This is a genomic window from Lysinibacillus sphaericus, from assembly GCF_000600105.1.
GTDB lineage: Bacteria > Bacillota > Bacilli > Bacillales_A > Planococcaceae > Lysinibacillus > Lysinibacillus sphaericus.
Map to the genome: position 1 here is coordinate 2,067,508 of NZ_CP006837.1, position 25,503 is coordinate 2,093,010.

General features: G+C 36.3%; 27 protein-coding genes. 22 read left to right on the forward strand and 5 right to left on the reverse strand.

The window, feature by feature from the left end; genetic code table 11:
- The first annotated feature begins 145 nt into the window (after positions 1-145).
- The 5 genes from T479_RS09590 (at position 146) to T479_RS09610 (ending at position 4,434) form a co-directional block, all read left to right on the forward strand.
- Positions 146-658: a TetR/AcrR family transcriptional regulator gene (locus T479_RS09590; RefSeq protein WP_024361898.1), complete on the forward strand. Its 513-nt coding sequence runs from the start codon at positions 146-148 to the stop codon at positions 656-658.
- 115 nt (positions 659-773) lie between these two features.
- Positions 774-1,190: a DUF3995 domain-containing protein gene (locus tag T479_RS09595; protein ID WP_038509620.1), complete on the forward strand. Its 417-nt coding sequence runs from the start codon at positions 774-776 to the stop codon at positions 1,188-1,190.
- Between the two features lie 57 nt (positions 1,191-1,247).
- A complete protein-coding gene (locus T479_RS09600; RefSeq protein ID WP_024361896.1) occupies positions 1,248-1,859 on the forward strand; it encodes a histidine phosphatase family protein in 612 nt (203 codons plus the stop codon).
- A 122-nt stretch (positions 1,860-1,981) separates the two neighbouring features.
- Positions 1,982-2,818: a D-alanyl-D-alanine carboxypeptidase family protein gene (locus tag T479_RS09605; RefSeq protein ID WP_024361895.1), complete on the forward strand. Its 837-nt coding sequence runs from the start codon at positions 1,982-1,984 to the stop codon at positions 2,816-2,818.
- 356 nt (positions 2,819-3,174) lie between these two features.
- The gene (locus T479_RS09610; RefSeq protein WP_025219384.1) at positions 3,175-4,434 is read left to right on the forward strand and encodes a polysaccharide deacetylase family protein; all 1,260 of its coding nucleotides are present in this window, start codon (positions 3,175-3,177) and stop codon (positions 4,432-4,434) included.
- Between the two features lie 78 nt (positions 4,435-4,512).
- Here T479_RS09610 and gltS read toward each other — a convergent pair whose 3' ends face one another.
- Positions 4,513-5,697 carry a sodium/glutamate symporter gene (gene gltS / locus T479_RS09615; protein ID WP_024361893.1) on the reverse strand — a complete coding sequence of 395 codons (1,185 nt, stop codon included), beginning with the start codon at positions 5,695-5,697 and terminating at the stop codon, positions 4,513-4,515.
- Positions 5,694-6,659, reverse strand: a complete 966-nt coding sequence (gene hutG / locus T479_RS09620; RefSeq protein WP_025219385.1) for a formimidoylglutamase — start codon at positions 6,657-6,659, stop codon at positions 5,694-5,696. Before hutG ends, gltS begins: the two co-directional genes overlap by 4 nt.
- Positions 6,660-6,786: 127 nt before the next feature.
- On the opposite strand from hutG, the gene T479_RS09625 reads away from it, so the two are divergent.
- The 4 genes from T479_RS09625 (at position 6,787) to T479_RS09640 (ending at position 10,971) form a co-directional block, all read left to right on the forward strand.
- A complete protein-coding gene (locus T479_RS09625) occupies positions 6,787-7,677 on the forward strand; it encodes a LysR family transcriptional regulator (protein WP_025219386.1) in 891 nt (296 codons plus the stop codon).
- A 227-nt stretch (positions 7,678-7,904) separates the two neighbouring features.
- Complete coding sequence (locus tag T479_RS09630; protein WP_025219387.1) at positions 7,905-9,140, forward strand: acyl-CoA dehydrogenase family protein; 1,236 nt, start codon at positions 7,905-7,907, stop codon at positions 9,138-9,140.
- The gene (locus T479_RS09635) at positions 9,137-9,913 is read left to right on the forward strand and encodes an SDR family oxidoreductase (RefSeq protein ID WP_025219388.1); all 777 of its coding nucleotides are present in this window, start codon (positions 9,137-9,139) and stop codon (positions 9,911-9,913) included. The genes T479_RS09630 and T479_RS09635 overlap by 4 nt, the downstream gene beginning before the upstream one ends.
- Positions 9,914-9,924: 11 nt before the next feature.
- On the forward strand, positions 9,925-10,971 hold the full coding sequence (locus tag T479_RS09640; RefSeq protein WP_025219389.1) for a phosphotransferase family protein: 1,047 nt from the start codon (positions 9,925-9,927) through the stop codon (positions 10,969-10,971).
- Positions 10,972-11,340: 369 nt separating this feature from the next.
- Here T479_RS09640 and T479_RS23520 read toward each other — a convergent pair whose 3' ends face one another.
- Positions 11,341-12,276, reverse strand: coding sequence for a hypothetical protein (locus T479_RS23520; protein WP_025219390.1), 936 nt, complete (start codon positions 12,274-12,276; stop codon positions 11,341-11,343).
- A 440-nt stretch (positions 12,277-12,716) separates the two neighbouring features.
- Between T479_RS23520 and T479_RS09655 the strand changes: the two genes are divergently transcribed.
- Positions 12,717-13,103 carry a hypothetical protein gene (locus tag T479_RS09655; RefSeq protein WP_025219392.1) on the forward strand — a complete coding sequence of 129 codons (387 nt, stop codon included), beginning with the start codon at positions 12,717-12,719 and terminating at the stop codon, positions 13,101-13,103.
- 213 nt (positions 13,104-13,316) lie between these two features.
- Positions 13,317-13,739, forward strand: a complete 423-nt coding sequence (locus tag T479_RS09660; protein ID WP_025219393.1) for a hypothetical protein — start codon at positions 13,317-13,319, stop codon at positions 13,737-13,739.
- A 437-nt stretch (positions 13,740-14,176) separates the two neighbouring features.
- On the opposite strand, the gene T479_RS09665 is transcribed toward T479_RS09660, so the two are convergent.
- Positions 14,177-14,746 carry a GNAT family N-acetyltransferase gene (locus tag T479_RS09665; protein WP_025219394.1) on the reverse strand — a complete coding sequence of 190 codons (570 nt, stop codon included), beginning with the start codon at positions 14,744-14,746 and terminating at the stop codon, positions 14,177-14,179.
- A 774-nt stretch (positions 14,747-15,520) separates the two neighbouring features.
- Between T479_RS09665 and T479_RS09670 the strand changes: the two genes are divergently transcribed.
- The 7 genes from T479_RS09670 to T479_RS09700 all read left to right on the forward strand — a co-directional run bounded on the left by T479_RS09670 (position 15,521) and on the right by T479_RS09700 (position 21,450).
- Positions 15,521-18,124 (forward strand): cation-translocating P-type ATPase, encoded by a 2,604-nt coding sequence (locus T479_RS09670; RefSeq protein WP_025219395.1) that lies wholly within the window; start codon positions 15,521-15,523, stop codon positions 18,122-18,124.
- Positions 18,125-18,271: 147 nt separating this feature from the next.
- Positions 18,272-18,493, forward strand: coding sequence for a WYL domain-containing protein (locus T479_RS09675; RefSeq protein WP_024361879.1), 222 nt, complete (start codon positions 18,272-18,274; stop codon positions 18,491-18,493).
- Positions 18,490-19,749, forward strand: a complete 1,260-nt coding sequence (locus T479_RS09680; RefSeq protein WP_024361878.1) for a Y-family DNA polymerase — start codon at positions 18,490-18,492, stop codon at positions 19,747-19,749. The genes T479_RS09675 and T479_RS09680 overlap by 4 nt, the downstream gene beginning before the upstream one ends.
- Before the next feature lie 11 nt (positions 19,750-19,760).
- Positions 19,761-20,093 (forward strand): YolD-like family protein, encoded by a 333-nt coding sequence (locus T479_RS09685; protein WP_024361877.1) that lies wholly within the window; start codon positions 19,761-19,763, stop codon positions 20,091-20,093.
- Entirely contained in the window at positions 20,086-20,433 is a 348-nt protein-coding gene (locus tag T479_RS09690) for a YhjD family protein (protein WP_024361876.1), read from the forward strand. Before T479_RS09685 ends, T479_RS09690 begins: the two co-directional genes overlap by 8 nt.
- 269 nt (positions 20,434-20,702) lie before the next feature.
- Positions 20,703-21,083: a DUF7668 domain-containing protein gene (locus T479_RS09695; protein WP_038509625.1), complete on the forward strand. Its 381-nt coding sequence runs from the start codon at positions 20,703-20,705 to the stop codon at positions 21,081-21,083.
- A gap of 58 nt (positions 21,084-21,141) precedes the next feature.
- A complete protein-coding gene (locus T479_RS09700; RefSeq protein WP_025219397.1) occupies positions 21,142-21,450 on the forward strand; it encodes a hypothetical protein in 309 nt (102 codons plus the stop codon).
- 268 nt (positions 21,451-21,718) lie between these two features.
- On the opposite strand, the gene T479_RS09705 is transcribed toward T479_RS09700, so the two are convergent.
- On the reverse strand, positions 21,719-22,267 hold the full coding sequence (locus tag T479_RS09705) for a hypothetical protein (protein ID WP_025219398.1): 549 nt from the start codon (positions 22,265-22,267) through the stop codon (positions 21,719-21,721).
- Between the two features lie 391 nt (positions 22,268-22,658).
- Here T479_RS09705 and T479_RS09710 point away from each other — a divergent pair, with 391 nt between their 5' ends.
- The 4 genes from T479_RS09710 (at position 22,659) to T479_RS09725 (ending at position 25,479) form a co-directional block, all read left to right on the forward strand.
- Positions 22,659-23,501, forward strand: a complete 843-nt coding sequence (locus T479_RS09710) for a polysaccharide deacetylase family protein (RefSeq protein WP_024361872.1) — start codon at positions 22,659-22,661, stop codon at positions 23,499-23,501.
- Between the two features lie 106 nt (positions 23,502-23,607).
- A complete protein-coding gene (locus T479_RS09715; RefSeq protein WP_024361871.1) occupies positions 23,608-24,162 on the forward strand; it encodes an RNA polymerase sigma factor in 555 nt (184 codons plus the stop codon).
- A 7-nt stretch (positions 24,163-24,169) separates the two neighbouring features.
- A complete protein-coding gene (locus T479_RS09720; RefSeq protein WP_025219399.1) occupies positions 24,170-25,063 on the forward strand; it encodes a DUF3298 and DUF4163 domain-containing protein in 894 nt (297 codons plus the stop codon).
- A gap of 221 nt (positions 25,064-25,284) precedes the next feature.
- Positions 25,285-25,479 carry a hypothetical protein gene (locus tag T479_RS09725; RefSeq protein ID WP_025219400.1) on the forward strand — a complete coding sequence of 65 codons (195 nt, stop codon included), beginning with the start codon at positions 25,285-25,287 and terminating at the stop codon, positions 25,477-25,479.
- The last annotated feature ends 24 nt before the right edge of the window (positions 25,480-25,503 follow it).

Here is a 25,503-nt window from a genome sequence, read left to right on the forward strand (position 1 = left end):
TTTACGAACACCTTTCCTCTGTTCCTTAAATTTTTTAGTTATGTCCCATCCTCATTTAAATTCTGTACCAATGTTGTTTGACAAAATTTACAATATGTTATATTCTGTTGAAAACATACGATAGCGTATGTTGGAGGGTGAAATGATGCAATTAACAAGAGAAGACTGGATAAAGGCTGGTTTACATCAATTAGCGGACGCAGGCATACATAAAGTTCGTATTGAAACGCTCGCACGTATACTGAACATAAGTAAAGGTAGTTTTTATCACCATTTTCGTGACCATCAAGAACTGTTAGATGCTATGTTCAATTATTGGGAAATGGTTGCTACAAAGCGCATTATTCATAGTATGGAGCAGGAAGATTCGTCATTAGAAGAGCTTTTTACAATCAGTTTTAGTAGTGATAAAAAAATTGAAATAGGCATTTATACTTGGGCTAAATATAACCAAGTTGTTGCAAAGCGGTTAGTCGACATTGAGGAACAGCGAATTCGTTGTATTGCTCATTTATATCAAAAAAAAGGAAGTGATGAATTAGAAGCGGTCGAACGAGCAAGACTTGCTTATTTAACGTATATAGGATGGATGACAAGGTTTACAGAAAATCCTAATTTTACGATAGGAAAAATGCTTGAACTATTACTAAAGATATAACAAGAAAAGAAACATGTCCCTTGCAGTTGAGTAACTTAAGGGACAAATAAATGACCAAAACATACGTTATCGTATGTTTTGGTATGTAGTATACAAAGTGGGAGGGGAATAGGTAATGATCAGTTTACTACTCGTTGTATGTGTTCTGTTTTTGATAAGCATAATACACGTCTATTGGGCATTTGGTGGTCGTTGGGGTGTGATGGTAGTACTCCCTATAAAGAAAGGCAGCCAAGAACCGGCTTTCGTTCCTCGTAAAATAGGAACGTTATTAGTAGCATTCCTTCTTGTGGTAGCAGCATTCCTACTCTTAATAAAAGGGATTTACTTACGGAATGTGCAAGAATTTAACTTTTTTACACTTGGTTGTACGGTTTGTGCAGTTATATTCTTGATACGAGCAATAGGCGACTTTAAATATGTAGGATTTTTTAAAAAAATAAAACATTCACAGTTTGCAAGAAATGATACATGGTTGTATAGCCCACTCTGTCTCTTCATTTCTTTAGTGTATTTATTTGTACTTTTTTAACTTTGCTTGTACAATCTGACTAGCAATTGGCAATAGAGAGATAGAGGAGGAACGGGATTGAGGCAAATTATTTATTTACTTCGTCATGGAGAAACGGTTTTTAATACACAAGGACGATACCAAGGCGAGTTGGATTCACCCTTAACCGATGTTGGCATCGAACAAGTTCAACAAAACGCAGTTATGTTAAAAAGCTTACTAGGCAATCCTCAAGATTGGAAAATTATTTCAAGTTCTTTAGGAAGAGCATTGCAGAGCGCAGAAATTATTTGCGAAACGATAGGCTATGATTTTAATGATGTAGTAAAGGACCATCGACTAGCCGAAGTGGCTGTTGGAGATTGGGCTGGACTTACAATAAAAGAAATTGAAAAGTCTTGGCCAAGTCTTTTAGAAAACACAGACCATTATAATTGGTATTTCAATGCACCGAATGGAGAAAGTTACGACTCGGTTGTTGCTAGATTGACTGATTGGCTCGATAGTGTAAAAGATGAACAAAACGTGATTGTCATATCCCATGGTCTAACTGGGCGGATTTTACGGGGCATTTATGCTGGATTAGCCAAGGACCATGCACTAAAGTTAGATGTATCACAGGATGTATTTTTTAAATTATCCGATAAGAAAATCCAAAACATTTCTCTAGCGTTCGATGATTTTTATTGATATATAGTAGCTTTTATTACGTAATGAGAAATATTGGCGCAATCCTTAAGAATTTCTTCATAAATATCCTACAGGAATATTCATAATTGCCTCCTATTATAATGTGTGGGAGGCGTTTTTTTATGAAAAAGTTTGTATTAATTTGTTGTATTGGTGTCATCGCATTTTTTTTCTATACGAATAAGTCCAAAGAACAAGTAGTGGATATTGAGCTACCTTCGTTACATAGTAAAAATGCTTTATTGGTAAACGATAGCGGAGAGGTGTTATATGAAAAAAATGCGGATGCTATTATCTATCCAGCATCATTAACCAAAATTATGACAGCCATTGTAGCGATTGAGGCGAGTAAAGATCTTCAAATGCAAACGATGGTTACACCACAAACAATTGCAACATATACTGCGCAAAATGCTTCGATGGCAGGCTTTCAGGCAGGCGATTTTGTAACGATCGAGGATTTACTATACGGTACTTTACTTGCATCAGGTGCAGATGCAACAGCCACGCTAGCAACGGCCATTGCAGGGAGTGAGAAAGCGTTTGTGGAACTGATGAACGATAAAGCACTTGAACTAGGGTTAAATGATACTCATTACGAAAATGTTAGTGGGCTTCATGATCCAGCACATATATCGAGTGTTCGTGATATTAGCAAGCTCTTTCAATATGCGATTGAAAATCCTACTTTTTATAAGATTATGACGACAAAAAGCTACACAACGCAAGTGCCAAATGAGTTAACGATTGCTAGCACTTTATTTTCAAAAATGGATGGGGTCGAAGGTGCCATTCTTGGTGGCAAAACTGGCTATACACCTGAAGCAGGGCTTTGCTTAGCTTCTTTAATTGAAAAAAATGGCGAAGTGTATATTTTTGTTACGACAAATGCGGAAGGGCATGTTTGGACGCCACCTTTACATGTTGAAGATGCAATGGCTGCATATCAAGCACTATAGGAAGATATGGCATAGCAAGCTGAACGGCTTATGCACCAAAAGTAGAGTAAACCACTTGGAAGCTGTTGATTGGCACATATGTTGGGGATGCTGTGAAGGTTAGCAAGCTAGCGATTAACGTATGCATGGAAATACAGTGAAATAATAAAGTTTTTGCAAAAGTATAAGAAGGAATTTAACAGTATGCCGCCGATGTGGATTATCAAAAATCATTCTTACAGAACTTTTCAATTAGCAAATCTAGTTGATTCTTACTATTTTCTGGTATAATAACATTATCAGATTTCAATCCTATGTTTTGTATATATTTTACACGGGAGACGACATCAGTGATTGTAAAAAGGCGGTGTAGAATATTGAAAAAATTATTACCTTTTGCGTTATTATGGGCATTTTTATGTAGTATGGCTATTGGGAATCATGTTTCCGCTCAAGCTAGTATGCCTGCTATCCAACAAGTTCTAAAGGATGCGACGGTGTATGAAGAGGCTTCCACAGAAAGCAAGGTGAATGGCTATATTAAACAAGGCAATTTTGTGCAAGCCTCAGCTTTCAATGAGGAATGGATACATATCCGAATGGAACAGTTAGAGGGGTATGTGGAAGCCTCAACATTAGCAGAGCTAACGCCAGAAAAAGCTGTAGTGGCGAAAAAAGGCGGCCTAAACTTATTGTCCTATCCAAGTCCAAGTGCACAAAAAGTTGGACAGCTATATGAAAATAGTATGTTAATAGTGTATGGCATAGCACCTGGTGGTTGGTCATATGTGCAATATGGACATGAATTTGGCTATGTCGCGACAAATGCGCTGAAAAAACCAACTGCGACAAAAAAGCAGGTAAATACACCTAAAGGGGCTATTATTCATTTAACTGCGAGCCCAAGCGGTGAAGTGCTAGGCACGCTAGCGCATAAAACCATTGTGCAGCAATATACAATAGTAGCAGGCTGGGCGTATGTGGAAGCTGACGATCAAAAAGGGTACATAAAGGCTTCAGAGTTAACGGACTTAACCGTAAATAATAAAGTTTACAACCAAGGAGTACCAGTAGCAAAAGGAGCGAAAAAGCGGGTGGCTTTAACATTTGATGATGGACCGAATGCGAAAGTTACGCCACAAATATTAGCCATTTTAAAGAAATACAATGTAAAAGCAACATTTTTTATGGTTGGGAAAAATGCTTCTAGCAATGCTAAAATTGTAGAGCAAGTGTATAAGGATGGTCATGAAATTGGCAATCATACATGGAATCATCCGAAGCTAACTAATTTAGCCAAAACAAGCGTTAAAGAAGAAGTGGATCGGACAAGCAACGCCATTTACGCAGCTATTGGTCAATATCCAACTGTTTTTCGCCCACCATATGGAGCGACAAATGACCAAGTGCGCTCTGTTATCCCAATGCCTTCTATTTTATGGTCGATTGATACACTCGATTGGAAGCATCGCAATGCCGATAAAATATTAACGTATGTCAAAGCATCTGTCAAAGATGGCAGTATTATTTTAATGCATGATATTCATCAAACGACAGCCAACGGGCTCGAAAATGTTATTCTTTATTTACAGAAACAAGGTTATGAATGTGTAACGGTAAGTGACATATTACAATAATGCATTCTATGAAGTTCTTTCTATAATAGAAGAAGCCGTGCAACGGTCTTATAAAGACTATGCACGGCTTTTTTCATGTTATTTAAATAAGTTAATGGTTGTAATAATAATAGGAATACCAAAGACATCAATTAAAAATGCACCTACAATTGGTACAACGAGGAATGCCTTTGTAGAAGGACCGAAGCGTTGAACAACTGCTGACATATTCGCCATTGCATTCGGTGTTGCACCCAAGCCATGTCCTGCAAAGCCTGCCACCATAACTGCTGCATCGTAGTTTTTACCGAGTAATTTAAATAATACAAAAATACAGAATAGAACGATGAATAGTACTTGTACAAAAACAATGACAAATAGAGGTAAAGCTAAATCGGCAATTTCCCATAGTTTAATGCTCATTAACGCCATAGATAGGAAAACACCTAATGTGACGTCACCGATTAAAGAAATACTTTTCATGTTAATGGCATTTGGTTTCACTTTATCTAAAATATTACGGACCAATACAGCGACAAACATGGCACCTACGTAACCTGGTAATACGAAACCTGTAGCTTCGGAGAATAGAGTTCCAACATACGTTCCGACAGCCATACAAAATGTGATGATTACCACTTGTGTAAAGAATGAATCCGATGTAATTTGTTCATGTTTGTTTTCATATTCAATAGCTTCTGCTTCTTGTTCATCTGGTGTTAAATTGTATTTTCCGACTAAATATTTGACAATCGGTCCACCAATTAGACCTCCCGCCACTAAGCCACATGTTGCAGCCGCCGCACCGATTGTCATAGCAGATGAAATTCCTAAATCTTCTAATGTTTGACCGAAAGCAGCCGCCGCACCGTGACCACCTTCCATAGAAACTGCACCTGCCATCATACCGATTAATGGATGAATGCCCATTAGTGAAGCAAGGGATACACCGATAACGTTTTGCATTAGCGCAAGGAACCCACATGCTAGCCAATAAATGACTAATAGCTTACCGCCTAGTTTTACCAGTTTAAAGCTAGCACCTAAACCGATTGTCGTGAAAAAAGTAATCATAAATAAGCTTTGTAATGATGTATCAAGAGATATTTCTAATAGGCCAGTTGTTTTTAATATTGTGGCTAGTGCTGCAAAAAGTAAGCCACCAACAACTGGTGCTGGAATACAGAAACGCTTTAAAAAGTTTATTTTATTAATAAGGAAGCTCCCGAATGCAAATAACGCGACTGCGAGAAATATTGTTGTAATTTGATTAATTTCGATCATGAACCGTTCCTCCTAAGTAAGTTGTTGAGTGCATCATAGACAAAATAAGCACCCAATTTGACTGTTTGACCATTTTCATCTAGTAACGGATTCACTTCACATATATCAAAAGAATGGGTATGTGGATGGGATGCTACTTTTTGAATTACAGCTCGAACCGTTTTGGGATCTAGACCAAAAGGAGAGGGTGCACTAACACCAGGTGCGTAAGCTGTGTTGACAACGTCCATACATAAAGTAAGTAAAATATAATCATGATTATCCATAAATTGCTGTAGATCGTTCATAATATGCGCGTTGTTGTCTGCTGTCATTTGTTCTTCTAACACATAATTTACTTGCAGCTCATGTGCCTTATCAAACAGCTCTTGTGTATTTCCATAACGTTGAATACCTAGTACAAAATAGTCTGTATGTGGATCTTGTTCTAAAATTTGACGGAACATTGTACCGGATGAAGTTTGTTCATCATATGGTCGTAAATCAAAATGTGCATCGATGTTAATAATGCCGATACGGGCATCTTTTTGTAATGCTGCACGAACACCTAAGTAATGCCCATATAATGTTTCATGACCGCCACCAAGGATAATACATTGCATGTTTTTAGCGCGTAGACCTTGAACAATTTCACCGAGCTCTTGTTGTGCATCCTCTAGCGCATGATTGAGGCAAAGAATGTTACCGACATCGATAATTTCCTGTTGCTCATCAAATGTCCACGGTAAGCTTGCCAGTGCACCACGAAGTGCATTGGGTCCATTCGCTGCACCAACACGCCCTTGATTGCGGCGTACCCCTTCATCACATATAAACCCAACAATCCCAGCATTTTTTTGTTGTGAAGCGCTTACATCGTTAATAGCCAATCGTTTTACTTTTTGATGTAATCGGAAACTACTTGGATTAGTAGTTGAATCGATGCGACCTTTCCATTGTTTTTGATCTGTCATTGTATACATCTCTTTATCAACTCCATTAACATTATTCTTGTAGTGTTAATTTATTATATATTCACATAATTATATTTACTAATATATAATTATTATTAATCTATAGTTTTAAACTATAAATGGGGGGTAGGTTGTTTTGGATTTAAAACAATTACAATATTTTATCGCTGTTATTGAGCATATGAATTACTCGAAAGCAGCTGAAAAATTGCATATTTCTCAGCCTTCTTTAAGTAATGCTATTAAAAAATTAGAACAAGAAGTTGGTTCTTCTTTACTTGAAAGAAATACAAGAAATTTGCAATTAACCGAAGCAGGTCAGCTTCTATATGAACGAGCAAAAGTTATTTTAAAAAATATGGAAGTGCTAAAAATTGAAATGGACGAGGTCATTGTACATGGTACAAGTGATTTGACCATCGGTGTAATGGAGTCGATTAAGCATTGGTTACCGAAAGCAATTGTCGAATATAAAAAGCGCTATCCACAGATGAAATTTCATTTAGTCGATATTTTAGGTAGCAAGCGTGTCAAGAAATCACTGAAAGGCTACAAAACGCATGTAATTATTACCAATCAATTGATGGACGATGAAGAGCTAGAAGTGAAGTGTTTGTATGAGGAACGACTTGTCGCTGTATTACCTTTACATCATCCGTTAGCGACGAAAGATTTACTGACCATTGCAGATTTAAGCAATGAGCCTTTCATTATTAGTACAGATGGATTTCAAACAAGGCAGGATATTTTGAATGCATTTGAACAAGCGGGTCAAGCAATCAATGTTCAATTTGAAATCGAACGTTTTGAAACGGCTGTATCCCTTGTTCGCGAAAATCTAGGTATTACCATTCTGCCTGAAAACTATTTACAGGGGCCAACCGCGAAGACGATTGTTCAAAAAGAAATTGATTGCCCTAATTTACAAAGGAATGTTTATTTAGTGTATTTAAAAAATCGACATCTGCCCTTTGCGATCCGACAATTCATTGATGGTGTTATACATTATTTTGATAGTAAAAGATAATGTTGACGATATTTTAATATAGTTATTATTTTTTATGGCTGTAAAAAGAAGACATAATGGAGATGCTTTTTTTAGCTGTTTTTGCATATGAATTTTCTCCTTTATTCAAATTTTTATGGAATAGATGATTGATTTACATGCCGTATAGCGGTAACATTTAATGTAAGAATAAGAATGAATAATCATTCATTTTTCATTCGTGTTGTCAATCAAAGGGGGGCTTTCATATGAATTTTTCTTATAGTGAAAAAGTAGTAGAACTGCAAGAAAAACTGGCGAAATTTATGGAGCAGTATATTTATCCAAATGAGGCACTGTATGCGGCACAGGTGGAAGCAATGGCGGATCGTTGGGGAGCGATTCCTCCGATTATGGAAGAATTGAAGCGTAAAGCACAGGAAGCGGGGCTATGGAATTTATTTTTACCTGATAGCGAGTATGGCGCAGGTTTATCGAATATAGAATATGCTCCTTTATGTGAAATTATGGGCAGATCATTAATAGCGCCGGAAGTCTTTAACTGCAATGCGCCGGATACGGGGAACATGGAGGTACTTGTACGCTATGGGTCAGATAAGCAAAAAAAAGAGTGGTTAGAGCCGCTATTGCGTGGAGAAATCCGCTCTTGCTTTGCGATGACGGAGCCTGCAGTGGCCTCTAGTGATGCGACCAATATTGAGGCTAGCATTGAACGAGATGGTGATCAGTATATTTTAAACGGTCATAAGTGGTGGACAACCGGGGCTGGCGATCCACGCTGTAAAGTCGCGATTTTTATGGGAAAACATAAGGATTCTACGGCTTCGATCCATGAGCAACAATCAATGATTCTAGTTCCAATGGATACACCAGGTGTCAAAATAGAGCGCATGTTAACAGCCTTTGGGTATGACCATGCACCTGAAGGTCATGGAGAGGTTACGTTTACAAATGTACGAGTACCTGTGGACAATATTTTATGGGGTGAAGGGAAAGGTTTTGCGATTGCTCAAGGTCGTTTAGGCCCAGGCCGCATTCATCATTGCATGCGTCTTATCGGAGCAGCTGAACGCGCTTTAGAAGAAATGTGTAGCCGCTTACTAGAGCGTCAAGCCTTCCATCGACCGCTAGCAGACCAAGGCGTGATGCGTGAACGAATAGCAGAATCACGTATTGATATTGAACAGGCAAGGCTGCTTACGTTAAAAGCAGCATACATGATGGATACAGTAGGGAATAAAGAGGCGAAGGCTGAAATTGCGATGATTAAAGTAGTCGCACCGAATATGGCATTGCGTGTCATCGACCGTGCCATTCAAGCATTTGGTGCTGCTGGCGTTGGACCTGATACGACGCTCGCTGCTCAGTGGGCCAATTCACGCACATTGCGTTTAGCAGATGGACCAGACGAGGTGCATCGTAATACTGTAGCGAAATTGGAACTGAAAAAACATGCCCCAAAGCAAAAGGAGCTGGTAAAATGACTGTTCTTGACCTATTTAGCTTGCAAGGGAAAACCGCTATTGTTACAGGTGGTGGTCGTGGACTTGGTGCACAAATTGCGCAAGGCTTTGCAGAGGCTGGTGCCAACGTTGTGTTGTGCTCACGCAAAGTGGAGGCTTGTGAGGAAATGGCGACACAACTCGCACAATTAGGTGTCCAGACACTTGCGCTTGCCTGTGATGTGACGAAACCAGAGGAAATTGCCCCTGTTGTGTCAAAAACATTAGAGACCTTTGGTAAGATTGATATTTTAGTAAACAATAGTGGTGCTTCATGGGGGGCGCCGGCTGTCGATATGCCATACGAGGCATGGCAAAAGGTGTTTGATGTGAACGTCAACGGTACATTTTTAATGACGCAGGCTGTTGGTAAAGTGATGCTTGCACAAAAAGCGGGGAAAATTATTAATATTGCTTCTATTGCAGGGCTTGGTGGTACACTCCCTGATTTTATGGATACAATTGGTTATAACGCTAGTAAAGGTGCAGTTATTACGTTAACCAAAGATTTAGCGGTGAAATGGGGACCATCAGGCGTAAACATTAATGCCATTGCCCCTGGATTTTTCCCAACGAAAATGTCAAATGTTTTAATAGAACGAGGACAAGATTATTTGATGGGGGCTACACCTTTAAAGCGTCTAGGTGCTGAAAATGATTTGAAGGGCGTTGCATTATTTTTAGCAACTGCAGCTTCGGATTATGTTACAGGCGAGGTGATTGTGGTAGATGGTGGAATGAGTGCAATTATTTAAGGGGGGTTCCTATGGATACGATACAAGTAAGGGCAAGTGAACGAATCGATACAGAGCAATTACATGCTTTTTTAAAGCGACATTTCCCAGACTTACCAGAGGGGAAACTAGAAATTTCTCAATTTAGTGCGGGTCATTCTAATTTAACTTACTGTTTAAAAATAGCGGATTTTGAAATTGTACTTCGAAGACCACCTCTTGGGCCAGTGGCAAAAAAAGCGCATGATATGAAGCGTGAATTTACCATTTTATCGGCGCTTCATCCGTTTTTAGCTGTTGTACCAAAACCATATGTATACGTCGATGATGCCAGCATTATCGGCAGTGACTTTTTCTTAACGGAACGAAAAAAAGGTGTCGTGTTGGACATACGTTTCCCATCAGGGACAGAATCGACAATAGCACTCGCACGTCAATTGTCTGAAAAAATGGTGGAATCACTTGTAGCGCTCCATGCCATTCCATATAAGGAAACGGCTTTAAAGGATATGGTCAAGCCTGAAGGGTTTATGGAACGCCAAGTGGTTAGTTGGGTTGACCGTTATGAGAAAGCAAAAACAGCTGAGCTGTCAGAGGTAGCAGCGCTAACGGCTTGGTTAAAGGCTAATATACCGACAAATAATGAAGCGACAATTATTCACTATGACTATAAGTTCAACAATGCGATGTTTTCACAAGATTACTCAGAAATGATTGGGCTTTTTGATTGGGAAATGACAACAGTGGGTGATCCGTTAGCAGATCTCGGTGTTGCGATGAGTTATTGGATGCATGCAGATGATCCAAAAATGTTGTTGTATGCATTAGGGGAGCCACCGATTACGGTTCATCCTGGATTTTATTCGAGAGAGGAATTTATCGCGCACTATGCGGAGAAAAGTGGTCGAGATGTCTCAACAATCGGCTATTATATAACGTTTGCTTATTTTAAATTAGCGGTCATTTGCCAACAAATTTATTATCGTTATGTCAACGGACAAACGAAGGACGATCGTTTCGCACAAATGGATACAATGGTAGCTGCGCTTATACAACAAGCTGCTAAAAGTATTAAATAGAAGTATAGCTACAGTTTGATTGTAGATAATCCTGCGATTCGGGTTTATCTACAATCTTTTTTTGATGGTAGCTAATTTAATTGATAGATAACAACTACAGATTATCCGACACTATAATTTGTAGTTTTAAATTATCCTCTCGCACCAACTTTATTATGCAATACAAAATATTCACGATAAAGAAATAAAAGAGGGGAATGTGCGTTCTGTTTTTGGAGTTTGTCATACACTGCAGGGGAAAATCAAGGCCAATTAATATGAAAAAACCATAACGATTTATTATTGTAATCCTTCTCCGCCTCCACAGTACGACAAAAAAGAGCAGACGATTTTGTCTACTCTTCTTCAGGTCATTTTAAAATATTTTCATCATTTATTAAAGAATCTAGTACACGCATACAAACCTGTAACACCTGTAATTTCTGCTGCTAAACTACGTAAAGCTGATCCACCCACACGTAATTTTTCTTCCCAAGATGTAGCACCCGCAATTAATTTTGCACTTTCTTTAAAACCGCCGAGAGCTTTAATATAATTTCTAACTTTAATAATTTTAGCTGCTACAAATAAATTTGAACCAACAAACCAAACTAAAGCTGCACTACATGCTCCTATCGCAACCCAATCTGGATCTGCCAATACAGGAAATGCAGTATTTTCATTAAAATTCACGGTTTGAATTAAAGTGTTATCAACCACTTCATAATAAGTAGGTACATCTACACCATTAGCATCAACTGCCCAAGCTTTCCCAAAAACACTTTGAATAATGTTATTTTCATCTACAATAAAGACTTCTTCTGTATCTAACTCATTTCCAGGGACGTCACCAAAGTAATCAGCAGATGAAATGAGCTTATGTCCTGCTGGTATATCCAACTCAAATTTATATTCCTTTGGAGCACTTGAATCTTTAATATTTACAATACTTCTAACGCCAAATTCCGTCGGTTGCAAAATCAAGTCTACTGGACCGTTATTCTTATACTCATAGCTGCCTGATTCTGTAATTGTAGGTTTACTTAACTGCATATTATTCGGTACACCAATTTTTAAATCTTCTCCGGTCCCCTTACTTTTCAGAAGAATTCCATCATCAAACTCACTTGGTAGATTAATAATATTAAAATCATTTTCCGCAACACCATTTTCGTTTGCTTTAATTAAATCATTAGTACCTGTAATTTCTTCTGTCTTAATAGCCGCTGAAGGAACTAGTGAATGTGCATATGCAGCACTACTTAAAGTTGCACTCAATAAAAGAAAAGCGGCAAATAAACTAGTTATTTTTTGTATCAATTTCATATCATGCACCTCCTAAGTGTGTTATAATTTATATACTAGATTAAATTAACTGAAATATCAAATAATTTAAAGCTAGAAAGGGTGCCTCGTATGTCTTGCAAATATAATAAATATGTAAACTATATTACTGCAATCGCAATCCTTGTACTAATTTTATTCGTTACTAATAAAGTCAGCAAAGAGGTGTTTTTCCTCTTATTTGCTCCTCTAAGTATAGCAATGCTAATATTGGGATTTTTAACGTTTAGAAACGCTTTGAAAGATAAAGAAAAGATTGATTTACATGCATCAGATATCAAAAGAAAATTTAAAAAATAGAATGAAAACTAAGTAGTATGGCTGTATTCATACAATAGAAAAGAACAGCTTTCGTAAATGTCGGTAAGCTTATTTAATACAAAGTTAGCCTTGCTAAACTAATATATAGTAGGTGTTTATATATGAAAGCTACGAAAATATTAGTTGAAGAGTTTATCAAACATGCCTTAATAGCAGAACAAACACAGATGACTGGAGATTATAAAAGAGGAAATAAATCAAATAAGGCGTTGCTAGCTATTTTGGATCAATTAAAGCAATCATCTGAACTTGCAACAGCCGTGTTAGATGAGTTGTTTTTACATGAAAATTCTTTTGTCCTATATGTTTGCAGTATCTATGCAATTATAGTGGACTATCGCAGAGCTGATGCTGTAAAAATGCTTGAAAAGATTGCAGGAATCGAACAGAATAATATGACCGGTTTTCATGCCGGCATAGTTCTTGAACAATATGAATCCGGTGAACTTTTTAAACTGTATGGCGTAAATAATAACAGCTGCCACTAAGGAAATGGCTCAGCAATGATAGTTGAGGATTTTTTTGGAAATTAACTTAAAAGTGGTGATATAGATTATTCAGACTGGATTTTTTATTTCAAGAAATATAACACTTACCAATAGTAAATTTTTATAGTAGTCTGAATTATTATAATATTGAAAACAATGAGGTTGTTAGTTATAATCAAGATGATTTATAATATAAAGGAGATGATGAAGGAAATGAAGAGACTAAGTATTTTGTTGTGCGCGTTTACATTAGTTTTTGGAATTTTTGCATTTTCAGGAATCTCTTTAGCTGCAGAGGAAACAAGCTTTAATGATGTTGGGGAATTTACACCAATAGCAGAACCAGTAACAGAACTACCTCTTGGTTTTGACATCAATAAAGAATATGAAGATGGCGAAATAATATCAGAGACAATCACTAAATCTGATATTAATCCAAGAGGTTTTTATCTTTATGCAGATGCATCGCATCAAGTATACTATACATTTAATAGCTCTATACCAACATTGTATCCTTATGAAAAATGGATTGATGGATATTTATATAAAGGAAATCTAAGATTACAAGGAGCTGTGCCAGCGGGAAAGGGTTATTTAGCTACATATAGTGGAAAGATTTCTACATTTATTAACTAAAATAACGTTCTGCTATACAAGAAGAGCCACGTTCATTTATATGCGCGTGGCTACTTTTGGTTAAATTTGTAAAATGCTAGCTATTTAAAAAGCTAAATAAAGTCAGCAAAGAGGTGTTTTTACTCTTATATGTGCCTTTAAGTATAGCAATGCTAATATTGGGATTTTTAGCGTTTAGAAACGCTTTAAAAGATAAAGAAAAGATTGATTTACATGCATCAGAAATCAATAGCTTTTACAATGTCGGTAAGCTTATATGATACTCTTGTTGATTACAAAGCCTGACTTGTTAAACTACTAATAGTAGGTGATGATGAGCAGATATTAAACGATTGTAAATTCGGTTTATGGAACCGTTTAACGCTACAAACATGTATGAAGATAAACAAATAAAAGCACGCTAAATAGAATAGTTCTGTTTAGCGTGCCTTTTCAATTTATTTATTGTACTCCTTGTGCAAAATGCTGTAAATTTCCAAATCAACAATACCTTTACCAGACCAGAATGTAGCTTGTCTTAATAAACCTTCTTTCATAAAGCCACTTTTTAAAAGCACTTTTTTTGACGTATCGTTCATCGGCATAACCTCTGCTTGAATTCTATTAATGTTCGCTTCATCAAATAAAAATTTACAAATGGTTTGTACAGATTCCGTTGCAATGCCCTTATTCCAATAGTCCTCTGCTAAATAGTAGCCGATTGTTACCATATTTACTTTTTGGTTAAAATCCATCGCTTCGATTATACCGACTAAAGAATCTGGTTGATCTTTATAAAAAATCCCCCATTTCACTCTATTTCTTTTCGTGAAGTCACGTTCAAAATGACTAATCATTTTTTGGACAGTTTGAATATTGTGTTTCGGGATAATGCCACAATACTGAAATACTTTTTCATTATCGTAGATAGCGAATAACATGTCTAAATGGCTTTCTTCTATTTGTTTAAATTGTAGGTTGCTAGAATGTAATAATGGGAAGCTTTCAAAGATTTTTTCTACATTCATTGGATTTTCTCCTTTGCTTGTCATTTGGCGAAGTTGTTTTAATGATTTGGAATTTTCATTTGGTAAAGTTATTTAAATAAGTATGTATTCAATATTTTCTAGTTAAACCATTATATTGTAAAGTGGGAATTGAGTAAATCTAAAATAAAAAAGCTGCATCGTATAAAATACGCTACAGCTTCGAATTGGTTTGTGCCCTTTGATGGTGCTACTGAAAGCAGTATACCATAGATTACTAAATAATTGTGATATTTATGTATTATAAATCTTTTGAAATCAATGGAAGTACGTGATGTCATCATTTTTAATAGCCAATAACAGGTGTCTGTCACTAGTAATTAGCTTTCTACATATTATGGAAATCTAGTCCTTGATAAGTTTTTTACCCATAGCCCCTCTTGATGCTGAACGTCGAGAGGGGCTTGTTATTTTATTTGCGAGAGCAAAGTTAGCTTTGTCAATCGGACAAAAAATTTAATCTCTCTATCAATTATTATCATACTGGATTAGGACACGGAATAGATTGTTATAGTTCTACTATTAGGAATATGGAGTCGAGAGCAAAAGAGCACATAATTTTTACTATTATGTAACAGAAATCACGGCTTGTAATAGAAAAAATACAAGTCAAAAGGGGCCAAGTGATAGAAACGACATTTTGATAGCTAAAAGACTGTGCAATAAAGATAAAGTTGTTTTCCTTCTATTGCAATAGTCCGCTCTAGGTTGAATAACACAACTATTATTAATAATTTACACTGGAAGGAGAATCAAATGACACAGTATCATCAGCAGTCGTCCGTTGAAGTCATGAATAAACTGAATGTGACCAATCAGGGATTGAGTGATTATGACGTTCAAAAGAGGCAAGAGGTTTACGGGTATAATGTTTTAGAGGAAAGTAAAAAGGTAAGTACACTTGCCGTTTTTTTCGGCCAGTTTAAAGATTTATTAGTGATTATTTTAATGGTAGCGGCTTTTATTTCATTTCTATTAGGTGAAGTAGAAAGTACGATTGTTATTTTGATTGTTATTATTTTAAATGCAGTTCTGGGCACTGTTCAACATGTAAAGGCAGAAAAATCTTTAGGTAATTTGAAAGCACTGTCTTCGCCCATAGCGAAAGTAATGCGTAATAATCAGATAATAGAAATTCCTTCTGAAGATATCGTTGTGGGAGATCTTCTATATTTGGAAGCTGGAGATTATATAAATGCTGATGGAAGATTACTAGAAAGCCATAATCTTCATATTAATGAAAGTTCGTTGACAGGTGAATCATTAGCTGTCGCAAAAAGTGCCGATTCGATTAAGGAAGATGTAACCATTGCGGATAAGAAAAATATGGTCTTCACTGGAAGCTTTGTCACGAATGGACGAGGCGTTGTTATTGTGACAGCTATCGGAATGGACACGGAAATTGGGAAAATTGCTAATTTACTTGATACTGCAAAAGAAAAGAAAACGCCTCTACAAGTAAGTCTAGATCAATTTGGAGAAAAATTAGCTTTAGGCATCACAATGATTTGTGTTGTTATTTTCACAATTGATTTGGTTCGAGGCCGTGAATTAGTAGAATCGTTTATGTTTGCTGTTTCGTTGGCAGTTGCCGCCATACCAGAGGCATTAAGTTCGATTGTCACAATTGTCTTGGCTTTTGGGACACAAAAAATGGCAAAGGAAAATGCTATAATACGAAAGCTCTTTGCTGTTGAAAGTTTGGGAAGTGTTTCGGTTATTTGTTCAGATAAAACAGGGACTTTAACTGAAAACAAAATGGTTGTCCAACATGTATACGTTAATCAGAAGGTGATTCCACACGATCAACTATATATGAAAAATGCAATTGAGAAAGATCTGATTTTAAAGGCGTTATTATGTAATGATGCGTTGGAAAGAGATCATAAGGAAATCGGGGATCCTACTGAAATTGCCCTTGTGAAATTAGGAAAGCAGTATGATTTTGATGAATTACTTGTTAGAGACCATTATCCAAGGGTGGCAGAGCTTCCTTTTGATTCAGATCGGAAGCTTATGAGTACGGTTAATCGGATTAATCAGCAAAGTATTATGATTACTAAGGGAGCACTAGACGTTCTGCTATTCAAAATGTCAAAAATGAATACGTCGCAAGGTCTAGTTAATCTGACGCAAGAACATCGAAAAAAAATCGAAGAAGTGAATCGAGATTTTTCAATGAATGGTTTAAGAGTATTAGCCATTGCATATAAGGAAGTAAGAGAAGGCCGTCCAATTACTGTATTTGATGAAAGAGATTTAATTTTTGTAGGATTAATAGCAATGATGGACCCACCTAGAAAGGAATCGAAGGCAGCCGTTGAAAGCTGTATTAAAGCAGGTATTAAACCTGTAATGATTACAGGTGACCATAAAATAACAGCCACTGCCATAGCCAAACAAATCGGGATTTTACAGGACCCATCCGAAGCGATTGAAGGAGCTGAAATTGAAGGTTTAACGGATCGCGAACTGCAAGAAAAAGTTCAAGATGTTTCAGTTTATGCTCGCGTAACGCCGGAACAAAAAATTCGTATTGTGAGAGCATGGCAGGAAAAGGGCAATGTCGTTGCGATGACCGGTGATGGTGTCAATGATGGTCCCGCTTTAAAACAAGCTGATATCGGTGTAGCAATGGGAATAACCGGTACTGAAGTAGCGAAAGATGCATCATCTATGATATTAACAGATGATAATTTTTCAACGATTGTCAAAGCAATCTCGAATGGACGAAGCATCTATACGAACATTAAAAATGCGATTTTATTTTTGTTATCTGGAAATGCAGGGGCAATTTTTGTCGTTTTATATGCTACTATATTAGGTTTACCCGTTCCATTTGCACCTGTTCATCTATTATTTATTAACCTACTTACCGATAGTTTGCCGGCCATTGCCATTGGACTGGAACCAAATAATAAAAACACCATGAAGGACAAGCCAAGAGATATTCGCACACCATTGTTAAATAAAGCTTTTACGACGCAAGTTATACTGGAAGGTTTATTAATTGCAATTGCTACAGCTGTTGCTTTTGAAATAGGATTGTCAACAGGAGATACTTTAACAGCTAGTACGATGGCGTTTACTACTTTATGTTTGTCGAGATTAATTCATGGCTTTAATTCCAGATCGAAGCAATCGATTTTTGCCATTGGTGTATTTTCGAATAAATATACTTGGTTAGCATTTTTAATCGGTTTTGTTGCTTTACATGCCGTATTATTTGTTCCATCATTTACGGGTATCTTCGAAGTGGCCGCATTAAGTGGCGCCCAATTAGGCTTTATTTATAGCTTATCGTTTATGCCGTTTTTAGTTAATCAGTGGTTTAAACTATTGTTTGTCAGAAGTAAATAAGGCAACTTCATAAAGTGTCAGGCACCCAAATAGTGCTTGACACTTTTAATATTTCTTTAAATTCCCAGTTGTAAAAAGGAACGTACGTGCGTAAAATATAAATACAAACAAACGTTCTTGTTACGGACGAGGGGAGAAGGATGTTGGATGAAAGAACAGTTAATAAAAGCAATGCAACGCAATCAGTCAGTTCATATGATGTATGTATCCAAATGCGGTGAAATTACAAAAAGGCAAGTGAAAATCATAAAAGTTGTAAATAACTGCTTTTCTGCATATTGCTTCACACGACAAGCAAAGCGTACTTTTATTATCAGCAATGTTCTTGCAATTATTCCAGTTATAACACAAGAGCGTGATGTCGTGTGAATTATGAAGCGATGCCCAATAGACCTATTATGTGTATCGATATGAAGTGTTTTTACGCTAGTATCGTGGCGATGTTACATGGATTAGATGTTTTAAAAACACCAGTTGCAGTAGTAGCGAATTTTGACCAGCCAGGTAGCGTAGTGCTTGCTGCATCACCATTAATGAAAGAGAAATATAAAATCAAAACTGGCAGTAGACGTTATGAGATACCAAAACATCCTGACATTAGATTATTTGAGCCTAAAATGAGTTTCTTTATTCAAATGTCGATGACGATTACAAAATTGATCGCTAATTACGTACCTGTTGATGCGATACATGTGTATAGTGTGGATGAAAGTTTTGTTGATTTAACTGGCACGGAAAAGCTTTGGGGTTCACCCGAAGAGACGGCCAAGGAAATACAAAAGGCTATTCTTGACCAATTTAGTATACCTAGTGCAGTAGGTATGGGACCCAATATGTTAATCGCCAAATTAGCTTTAGACCTTGAAGCAAAGAAAACAGGTTTTGCTAAATGGACGTATGAGGATATTCCAAAGAAACTGTGGCCTGTTCGACCTTTATCTGAAATGTGGGGCATAGGAAAACGAATGGAGGCAAATCTAAATGCTATGGGAATACAAACAGTTGGTGGTTTGGCTAATGCAGATTTAGCAGAATTAGAAAAGTGCTTTGGGGTAATGGGCAATCAACTCTACTACCATGCATGGGGAATAGATCTATCTAAATTAGGGGAGCCGTTAATAACAAACGGAGCATTAAGTTTTGGTAAGGGTCAAATGCTGATGAGGGATTATCACACACGAAAAGAGATTGCGGTAGTGCTTCTAGAAATGTGTGAAGACGTAATGAAGCGCACACGTGATGCAGGGTTTGTTGGCCGTACAATTAGCTTAGGTCTTTCCTATAGTCATAATGCCATGACCAAAGGGTTTCATCGTTCGAAAACCATTGCAGTGCCGACAAGTGAAACGCTTGTGATGTATAAAGCTTGTATTGAATTACTGGATGAACATTTTGCTGGAGAGCCAGCACGACAATTATCAGTCAGAATATCCAACCTAGAGAAAGAGCATAGCATTCAATTGGATTTATTTGATGAACGCAAGCCACAACGTCAGATAATTGGTCCTACAATGGATGCCATACGTAACAGGTTTGGAGCTACCTCAATATTAAGAGCCGTTTCTTATACAAAAGCTGGTACAGCTATAAAACGAGATCGCTTAGTTGGTGGTCATTTGGCATAGGAGTGATTGGAATGATAAAAGATAGAGGGACGATTAAATGGGCATCGATGATGTTGCCAGAACATTTAGAGCTTCTCAGAGAGTACAAAGAAGAGTATATGGAACAGCCAAGAGAATTGACTGAATGGGAACTGGAAGAACTACAAAAAACAATTAATCAAGCTTTTAATCAACAGTTGACCGTTACAGTAGAAGTGTGGAAGGACCATACAATCACACAATGGACTGGTATAGTTAAATCGATGAATACGAATGACCTCATACTTGAAACGCTACTTAAAACGGAGAGTATCCCCATCCCAAATATTCAATCAGCCCAACTGGATGCTGATTACTATGATTAAAGCCGATGAAAGACAGTTACTTCATAAGTATCTTTTGTTAGAGCTAGCAGTTAAATCATTACAGGTTGATTATTGTAAATTAGAGCAGTTTAAAATGAAAACAGTATTTCTTCCAATGATGGATTCATTACTAAAGGAGCTAAGACAAGAATATTTTAATCTCAAACGAGAACTTGCACAAAAACGTATACGAGTAGTAGGTTGGCAACCGATAGATGAATACTTTAGTGACGTACAAGTTGCTACTGCAGGGAATGATGTAGTACTCCGTTATGCAAATCAAGCTCTTAAATCACAGGTGGAGAAGCTGTTGATTAATCATATACGGCGCGTTGAATAAAGAGTGATGACAAAAATTCTTTCAACCTTTATTTATTAGCAAAACCGAAAATACTCCATTTTGCAAAGAGATTTGTCAAAATGGAGTTAATATTTTTAACTAAGTATAAGATTTTATAAAATTTGATTAGAGTCGTATACAACTAAAACACTCGCTAAGGCAAACCGAAAATGGCATTACACTGGTATCTCCAGTTCAAATAAATTTTCTCAAAAATGTATGATATTATACAGTTGAATGGAAAGAAAAATAGAATTGGGAGGTTCAATATGAAAAGTGAAAATAAACAATATGCCATAACTGTTATTACCAATATATTAAAAGTAATGCATCGTAAAGAATATGAAAAAATATTAAATTATGTGGATGAATCTAAAGTGGATGATATTGGTGATTTATTCCATTATGTCCAAGAAACATTAAACTTAAATGGATTGGATTCATTTGATGAATATGGAGCTCCATGTAATTTCCATCCCCAATACGAATATGCACAAATTAACTTTTATGAATTCAAGGACAACAGTGGATTTGCAGTTGATTATGATTTAACTTCAAATTCAAAACGGGCAGATATGTGTTTACAAATGGAGTTTTTATATACGGATAACGGATTAAAAAGTGTTTTTATCACAGTTGACCCACAGTAAAACAATAATTTGAAAGAGTCGCAAATCAACTTATAAATCTAAATTTAAAGGAGAATATATGGAAATATACAATATGAATTTGAATATTCATTATTCTGCACCACAAGAAGTTTGGGATAAGTTGGAGCGTTTATATAGAGAAATGCCTAACTGGAACCACTTTGTAAACGGCTGTCCACAGTGGCATGGTTCAGATGGTAAATTGATAGAAGTAAGTATTGAATCAAGTGGACTACAATTTTATGCTCAATTGCCATCAGAAGAATGGAATGAATGGATTACATTATTTAAGAAACGCGCTACAAAATTATTGGGATATGAAGTGGGCGAACCAGAAGATGGTTTTGCATTTCATTATTATAATTAACTCTCAAATTGTCCATAAGCCTTGAAAATACATAAGACACCTCGGTGTCTTTTTTATATTATCGACAATTCTTTGCAAGATAAAATTCAATCGTGACATAAGGATTAATGAAGGTTTTCATAACCATATCAACCTTGATACAAGAACAAATGTAAAGCGCATGTTTTGAAATCTTTTTTCAAAACATGCGCTTAAAGTTTGATAAAGAGTGCCATTTATTTGAGAGCGAACGAACTACCACCCGTAGCACGGTGTAATCGACTGACCATCAGGGAGAAAAGACCTCAGGGTTATCGTCTCGCCATGCGCCTATGCAGCCAATTAAACAGGCAGTGTAGCTTCTCATTACGCAATCGATTGCACTATCCGCATATTCAATTGCGATATTTATGTTCGGCTTGCGCCAAGCCAAAATTTGACCAGAGAACCCAGGCCACGCACATTTTTCATCCATTTCAGGTCGACCATATGCCTTTATTGACTCATCTGGTGTTGAGCACATCGTGATTCCCTTAGGAAGCTTTCCAGAAAACGGCCTTTTAATTCGGTCATCTGATCCAGGAGCAAGAAAATGTATAGCACCAATAATCCATTCATCTTGATTTGTATAGTGGAGTCCAGTCAAATCATTTATTTTTGAGGCACGATAAATATCAATGCGTATCGATGCTTTTACAGACCAAATAATATCGTCGTTGAAATAGCTGTTCGGGGAAGGCATTCGCTTGACATTGAATGATTGCAGCAAAGCTTGAACATTTTTAGGACTATATGGATGGCCAAGCATGTCAATAAGCTGTTCAGATGGTTCTTTCATGCATATTTCACTCCTTTTGCTTCGGTTCAAGGGAACAACACGAAAAAGGCATTCATCCCCTTGAGCCAACTTTTTAATACCCGTACCCCATGTGACGGGGCAAAACGATTGGCAAAGTATTCATTTTTATATTCTACATTACTTCTAATCTTCCCTTCTTCCACTATACGCCTGTCCGCCATTAATGCCGCGTACTACCCACACTATCATATACCGAACTGTAGACCGCATCCACTGCGCATGATGAACACGTGATATTTATCAAGACTTTTCATGCTTTTTTATTGTCCTACAAAATAATTAAAATTTTTTAGTTTCATTGAAACTTTTTCAACTCTCTAATTCTCTTCTATATTAAGAAAGAAAAAATAGCAAAGAAAGGTGTATTGGAATGAAAGCAAGGAAAAGAATTAGATGGACAAGATTTGTAGCGGTCATTTTGTTCTTTACTATCATGCTAGGTGCGGGATACTACTTTTTAGGTGGACAAGTTGAAGAGCATGGGCAAGCTGAAAATCTTGCAAGTGATAAGGCAAGATTTGAAGAAAATGATGATAGTGAGGATGTAATAGAGGAAGAAGGGACAGAAGAAGAGGAAGAAGAATTAGAGAATGAAACAGTTGCATTGAATCCTGACGGAAAATATATAGCACTTACATTTGATGATGGCCCGAGTGTCAAAGTTACACCACGCGTTTTACAAACATTAGCGCAGCATGAAGCAAAGGCAACATTCTTTATGTTAGGAAGCAGAGTTGAGATGTATCCAAATATTGCGGCACAAGTCGTTGCTGAAGGTCACGAAATAGCAAATCACACCTTTAGTCATCCAAATTTAAAGAAATTGACGCACAATGAAATGACAGAAGAAATCAATAAAACAAACAAAATTATTGAAGCAACAACAGGTGTAACTCCAACCTTATTTCGACCTCCATACGGGATATACAACCAAGACATTCTAAATTATACCGCGTCAGAAAATTATACTACAATTATGTGGTCTGTCGACTCGTTAGATTGGAAAAGTCGCAACCCAGCAGCTATAAAAAACGAAATTTTAAATCAAATCGCAAATAAATCAGTAGTGTTAATGCATGATATTCATACAGCAACAGCTGAAGCCTTACCAGAAATATTAATGGCATTAAAAAAAGAAGGATATGAATTTGTAACAGTATCAGAACTGTTATCGCTAAAAAGTGAAAAAGTCGATCCCTATTTCGGCAATTGATTGTGCAAAGGAAACGAATGTAGTCCATAAAACCATGACATAATAACAATGTTATTCAACATTCGTATATTGCATTCCCTAGTAACGTTTAACGGGAGGTGAGCCTTTGAATACTCAAAGAATCGAAGAGAAATTTAATGAAATTTATGACAAAACCTATCATCAATGTGTAGTGTATGTCATTAGCAAATGCAATCATACGAGTGTTATCCCGGATATAATACAAGAAACTTATATAGCGCTGTATCGAATACTAAAGGACAAGGGCATTGATTATCTAAAGAACCCAGAGGCTTATGTCATACGAATCGCTAAATCTAAAATCTACCAACATTATTCTTTAAAAGAAAAAGTAAAGCGTATCATACCGTTGTTTGATATAAATAAAGAAGATGAAGAATATAATCATGCAGATACGGACATAGAGCAATATGAAAATGAGATAGAGATGGCAATAGAAAACAAAGAATTATTATCTGACATTTGGAGCTTTTTGCAAACCAAACCTCAAAAAGTGCAAAAGGTATTTTACTTATTTTATTATGCTGAACTTTCAATTCCTGAAATTGCAAAATTACTACATTTAAATCAATCCACGATAAAAAATTATATTTACCGCACCACTCATGAAATACGAAAAAAGTTTGGGAAGGACGGTTGAGGCGATTATGAAGCAGCATGAACGAAAGGTATTAAAACGTGTTATAGAAGAAAACTTATTAAATAAGGAAAGGATACGAAAAAAAGTATTAACAATGGCTGAAAATGAAACGATGCCCAAGAAGAAAGATTTTTTAACGTTTTTTAAAATGAAGTTTATCGTGATTCCTTTAACGGCCTGTCTACTATTCATGTTCTTTGTAAATCTAAGTCCGACTTTTGCTCTGGCAATGTCAAAGGTTCCTGTATTAGGAGCAGTAGTAAAAGTGATTACGATTGATGAATATATAGAAAAGACAGATTCGATTGATGCACATATTAAAATTCCTCAATTCTCTGATATAGGGAATCCATCATTAGAAAATCAGATTAATACGATGATTAAGGAAAAAATTGAGAGCCTTGCTGCGAAAGCAAAACAGGACTCAGCGGAATTTAAGAAAAACTTCCTTGGAGAGGGCGAGGATGCAAGGGATATTAATGAATATACACCTAGCACATACAAATTTGATTATGAAGTAAAAAGCTCAAATGCAAAAATCTTGTCATTTATCATTAATGAAACAGAAACTACAAATGGATTAACATTTGATACAAAGTATTTTTATAATATTGATTTAACAACAGGAAAGGAACTAACGTTAGAAGATTTACTAGGAAAAGATTACGAAAAAATAGTAGATCCAGAAATAGAGCGTCAAGTGAAGGAACGTGCGAAGACCGATGAGAATCTTTGGTCGTACTATCAAGAATATTATTCTTCAAAGGGAGATGGTGGAATAGACGAATATACGTCAAAAAACTTCTATATTAATGAACAAGGAAATCCAGTCATCTTTTTCTATGAATATTACATTGCTCCACCCTATGCTGGTCCACAAGAATTTGAGATTAAACGCTAAACATATTAAAACAACAGAGAAAACCCAGTTCCTTCTACAAAAGGTACTGGGTTTTTTTATGGGTAAAATATAGTAATTTTAATTTAAATTTTACATTTATAACTATAAAATATATCTATTTTAACAAAAATCAATTTACGAAATAAACAGAATAATAGTAAAATTAAGATAATTGAATGACCGAAAATAGTGAAACAAATTACAATCTGGAGGAAAGCAAAATGAAGAAGTACCAACTTTTTGCAAGTATTGTAGCTGTTAGTTTGTTGACTATAGGATTTGGTTCATTTGCAAATGCATCCCCTACATATCATGGGTATTCAGGAAAAGTTCCAATTATTAATGATTTAGAGACACTTGATGCTGTTAAAGAAACTACAGGTAGTACTTACAATTTAGTTTCGTTTGAAAAATAGAAACATGAAAGTTCAAATAAATTT